The sequence below is a fragment of the Streptomyces sp. NPDC002790 genome (assembly GCF_040295505.1).
In the GTDB taxonomy this organism is placed as follows: domain Bacteria; phylum Actinomycetota; class Actinomycetes; order Streptomycetales; family Streptomycetaceae; genus Streptomyces.
This window is the reverse complement of sequence record NZ_JBEOVM010000206.1, coordinates 1-5,025: the sequence shown is the minus strand read 5'-3', so window position 1 is coordinate 5,025 and position 5,025 is coordinate 1. Positions and strand designations below refer to the sequence as shown.

General features: G+C 70.3%; 3 protein-coding genes. 1 reads left to right on the top strand and 2 read right to left on the bottom strand.

All coding sequences use genetic code 11. From position 1 onward, the window contains the following. Nucleotides 1-109: 109 nt before the first annotated feature. A complete protein-coding gene (locus ABT004_RS35850) occupies nucleotides 110-2,119 on the bottom strand; it encodes a CocE/NonD family hydrolase (RefSeq protein ID WP_351345874.1) in 2,010 nt (669 codons plus the stop codon). 9 nt (nucleotides 2,120-2,128) lie between these two features. Next, nucleotides 2,129-3,625, bottom strand: coding sequence for a peptide MFS transporter (locus ABT004_RS35845; RefSeq protein WP_351345871.1), 1,497 nt, complete (start codon nucleotides 3,623-3,625; stop codon nucleotides 2,129-2,131). Nucleotides 3,626-3,840: 215 nt separating this feature from the next. Between ABT004_RS35845 and ABT004_RS35840 the strand changes: the two genes are divergently transcribed. Beyond that, on the top strand, nucleotides 3,841-4,851 hold the full coding sequence (locus tag ABT004_RS35840; RefSeq protein ID WP_351345868.1) for a polyprenyl synthetase family protein: 1,011 nt from the start codon (nucleotides 3,841-3,843) through the stop codon (nucleotides 4,849-4,851). Nucleotides 4,852-5,025: the final 174 nt, after the last annotated feature.

Below are 5,025 nucleotides of genomic sequence, written 5' to 3'. Positions count from 1 at the left end.
GCCCAGAACGACCACTGACCCCCACCCCGCCCCTCAATCGCCGCAGGGGCTATTTATAGCCCCTGCGGCGATTGAGCAGGCCCGTCCGGCAGGACCTTCGGGAGGCCTCTCACCCCGCCGTGCGCGGGATCCGTCGCTCCCATGTGCGGTGGAAGACGACTTCCTCGCCGTCGCGGCAGATCACCTCGCTGGACGTGATGAACTCCCGGTCCGTGCAGGTGATTTCGGAGCGGGTGGTGACCTTCGCGTCCCAGCCCGTGTCCGGGCGATGCAGGCGGATCGTCCAGTCGGAGCGGGTGCGGGCGGACAGCGGGTCGGACTCGTTGATGACGTACGTCTCCAGCGCGTCCTCGGTGAACTCCAGGCCGTCCGGGTACAGACGCGTGCCGCCGTAGCGCGGGTCGACCTCCAGCTTCCACTCGCCCTCGGCCACGTCCCGTACGACCAGCCGCTCGGGCCGCGGCCCCTCCAGTGTCTCCGGGTAGACGACGCCGAGAGGCTCGGACTGCTCCGGTTCGGCGAAGGTGATGTCCGCGCCCGGCCCACCGCTCCGTACGGGAAGTTCGAGCGCGCTGCCCACCGGGTCGAGCGTGAATCCGGCCTCCGAACCCGGCTGGGGCCAGATCCACGGCCAGTACGCGGACGAGACCGCGAGCCGGATGCGGTGTCCCGCCGGGAAGGCGTGGCCGATGCCGTTCAGCTCGAAGGTGACATCCTCCGTGGTGTCCGGCTCCCACGGCACGTTCTCGGAACGACCATGCCGGGAGGACAGGTTGAGGACGCCGCGCGTCACGAGCGTCGAGGAGCCGTCCGGCGCCACGTCGCACACCCGCGCCACGACCTGCCCGCGCTCCACCGGGCACGTCAGCCGCAGCGTCACGCGCGGCCTGCCGAGTACCCGTACGTCCTGCGGCACCTCGAACTCGAAGCACGCCGACTTCGCGTCCTCCTCCCGCTGGTCGGGCGGCAGATCCGCATCGTTCCCGAACGGGAAGAAGCGGCCCGCGTCCAGGCCGGTGTGCTGCGGCGAACGCACGAGCTGGGGCGGGCCCTGAAGTGCGTACGAGAGGGGGGAGACGTTCGGCGAGGGCCATGACGTGTCGCCGACCCAGTGGCCCGGCAGCCGGTCGTAGACGGTGGCCGGCGGGTGCGAGTCGCTGATCCAGGAGCGGAGCTTGGGCTCGGCCATGACCCCTGTGTCCTCGCCCTTGAGCCAGTGGTCCCACCAGCGCAGCGTCTCCTGGAGGAAGCCGATGGCCGGGCCCGGCGGCAGGCCGCGGTCCGGGTACTGGTGCGACCAGGGGCCGATGATGCCGCGCATCTGCTCGGCCGGGAGGTGCTCGGCGAGGCGCAGCACCGTGTCCCGGTACGGGTCGTGCCAGCCGCCGACCGCGAGCACGCCCGCCTTGATCGCGGAGTAGTCCTCGCAGACGCTGCCGTGCCGCCAGTAGTCGTCGCGGGTCTGGTGGTCGAGCCAGGTGTGGATGAACGGGTCGACGGCGTCGAGGCGCTTCGTCCACATGTCCTTCCAGCCGTCGCCCACGTACTTCGGGTCCGGCGGTCGCGACACGAACGCGAGCATCGTCGCCGCCCACGCGTGCATGTCGACGGCGAGCACGGAGCCGCCCATGTAGTGCACGTCGTTGTCGTAGCGGTCGTCCGCCGAGCAGACGGTCACGATCGCCTTCAGCGGCTCGGGGGCGAGGGCCGCGATCTGGAGGGAGTTGAAGCCGCCCCAGGAGATGCCGAACATGCCGACCTTGCCGGACGACCAGGGCTGCGCGGCGAGCCAGTTCACGACCTCCACGCCGTCGGCGAGCTCCGTCTCGGAGTACTCGTCGGTCGGCATGCCCTCGCTGTTGCCGTGCCCGCGCACGTCCACGCGTACGGAGGCGTAGCCATGACCCGCGTACCAGGGGTGCCGCTGCCAGTCGCGCGGCGCCGTCCAGTCGGAGGTCCGGTAGGGGAGGTACTCCAGGAGCACCGGCACGGGATCGTCCGTCACCGGGCGCCATACGCGGGCGAAGAGCGTCGTCCCGTCGGACAGGGGTACGCGGATGTCCTCGCGGACCGTTCCGTACGGGAACTCGGATCGGATGTGGGGGGAAGCAGGGCTCATGGGAGTACCTCAGTGAACGGGGTGCATGGTGCGGCGCAGCCACGGCGCCAGGGCGATCACGGCGATACCGACCGCGACCGCGATCGCGCCGTTGACGCCGAAGTAGGCGGGGGTCGAGACCTCGCCGTAGACCTTGACCACCTGGGCCTGGATTCCGTTCGCGAGTGCGAGCGAGAGGAACCAGAGCGACATGGTCTGGCTGGCGAAGGCCTTCGGGGCGAGCTTGGTCGTCGCCGACATGCCGGACGTCTCGACGAGGATGTCGCCGAGCCCGAGCAGCAGGTACGAGCCGACGATCCACCAGGCCGCCATCTTGTACGTGTCACCGCTGTGGCCGGACGTCGGCAGCGCCATCAGCACGAACGACAGGCCGCCCAGGATCACGCCGATCGCGATCTTGTTGGAGGCGTGCGGCTGGCGCTTGCCCATCCGCACCCACAGGCCCGCCACGACGGGGGCCAGCGCCACCTCGAAGGCGCCGAGCGCGGAGGCGTACCAGCTGGTGGGGAAGTCGAAGCCGAGGATGGTCGACTCGGCGTTCGAGGCGGCCAGCAGCATCATCGTCGAGTACGCCTGGAACAGGATGAAGTTGAAGGCGACGGAGGCGATGAAGAGGACCAGGTAGGGCTTGAGGCGGCCGCGTTCCTCCGCCGTGACCCGGGGGCTCCTGAACATCACCACGAAGTACACGATCGGCGCGATCACCGAGATGTACGTGAGGACGTCGACGAAGCGGCCCATCGTCAGCCACCCGGCCAGGGCCAGGGCCACCGCGACGGCGGCCACCACGACCGCGCCCACGATCATCAGCCGCACCGCCCGGCGCATCCCCTCGGGCGGCAGCGCGTACTCGGCGGCGTCCGTGCGCCCGGCCAGGTGACGGCGGCCCGCGACGTACTGGATCAGGCCGAACGTCATGCCGACGGCGGCGGCGGAGAAGCCCCAGTGCCAGCCCTTGTGGTCGCCGAGCCAGCCGGTGATCAGCGGTCCCGCGAACGCGCCGATGTTGATGCCCATGTAGTAGAGCGCGAAGCCGGCGTCGCGGCGTTCGTCGGCGGTCCGGTACAGCTTGCCGACCATCGAGGCGACATTCGGCTTGAGCAGGCCGGTACCGGCACTGATCAGGCCGAGCCCGACCCACGTCATCGTGGGCGTGGGCACCGCCATCGAGTAATGTCCGCAGGCGATGAGGATGCCGCCCAGCAGGACGGCGCGGTACGAGCCGAGGATCCGGTCGGCGAGCCAGCCGCCCGCGACCGAGACGAGGTAGACGAGCGTGCCGTACGCCGCCGAGACCGAGGCCGCGTTGCCGGGGTCCATGCCCATGCCGCCGTGCGCGACGGTGTCGGCGAAGTACAGGACGAGGATGGCCTGCATGCCGAGGAACGAGAACCGTTCCCAGACCTCCAGGCCGGAGAGGGTGAGCAGGCCCTTTGGCTGGCCGAAGAAGGCCGTGTCGTCCTCAGGGGGCGGTGTGCTGCCCGTGTCGGTCTCGGTGCGGGACAAAGTACGTACTCCAGGTCGTCTGTGCTGATCAAGAACATACCGGTGGTGTCGCGAGGCCGCCTGGTCCGGGGTGTTCGGGCGGGCGCCACCTGTGATCGAAACGCGACCGGATACGCTGACTTGAGTGATGGCAGCGACACATCGACAAACCGTGTCATCGACCGACTGATCGACCGAGTTCGCCATGTGATCGTCAGCAGACAGGAGACCCACTCGTGACCGTCGTCGGGACTTTCGGTCTTAGCGTGCGGGACCAGGCTCTCGAAGCCGATGTCCAGGCCGGATTGGCGGCTGTCGAGGAGGGACTGCTCGAAGCCACCAAGAGCGAGGTTCCCTTCATCACGGAGGCCGCCCAGCATCTGGTACGCGCCGGTGGCAAGCGGTTCAGGCCGCTGCTCGTGACCCTCGCGGCCCAGTTCGGCGACCCGTACGCGCCGGGGATCGTGCCCTCCGCCGTCGGCGTCGAGCTCACCCACCTCGCGACGCTGTACCACGACGACGTGATGGACGAGGCGGACGTACGGCGCGGGGTGCCGAGCGCCAACCAGCGCTGGGACAACTCGGTGGCCGTCCTCACCGGCGATTTTCTCTTCGCGCGCGCGTCGCACACGCTCGCCGACCTCGGCCCGGACGTCGTCCGGATCCAGGCGGAGGCGTTCGAGCGGCTCGTCACCGGCCAGATCCTGGAGACGGCCGGACCGGCCGACGGGCGGGACCCGGTCGACCACTATCTGGACGTGCTCAGCGGGAAGACCGGCTCGCTCATCGCCGTGGCGTGCCGCTTCGGCGCGATGATGTCCGGGGCCGACGAGACCGTGGTGGATGTGCTCACCCAGTACGGGGAGCGGCTCGGCGTCGCCTTCCAGCTCGCCGACGACGTGCTCGACATCGCGTCCGACTCGCACGAGTCCGGGAAGACGCCCGGGACGGATCTGCGTGAGGGGATCGCCACGCTGCCGGTCCTGCGGTTGCGGGAACGGGCCGAGCGGCTCGGGCTCGCCGAGGACAAGGAGCTGGTCGAGCTCCTGGACTCGGACCTCGGGGACGACGAGCGGCTCGCCGAGGCGGTCGCGCGGTTGCGGGGGCATCCGGCGCTGGAGCAGGCGCGGCGTGACACGGTGCGCTTCGCGGAGGAGGCGAGGGCGGTGTTGGCGCCGTTGCGGGAGTGTGAGGCGAAGGTGGCGTTGGTGGAGTTGTGCGATGCGGTGGTGCATCGGGCGGGTTGACCTCCGCCGGTCGCGGGGCTCTGCCCCGGACCCCGCGCCTCAACACCGTGGGCGGCGTGGCCCCTTCGGGCAGCTGTGACCTCGGGGCCCGGGCCACGTACCTCGGTCGGCGGCGTCTCCCCTAAGGGGCGGGGGAGACGCCGCCCCGGGGGGTGATACCCGAGGGGGTCGCGG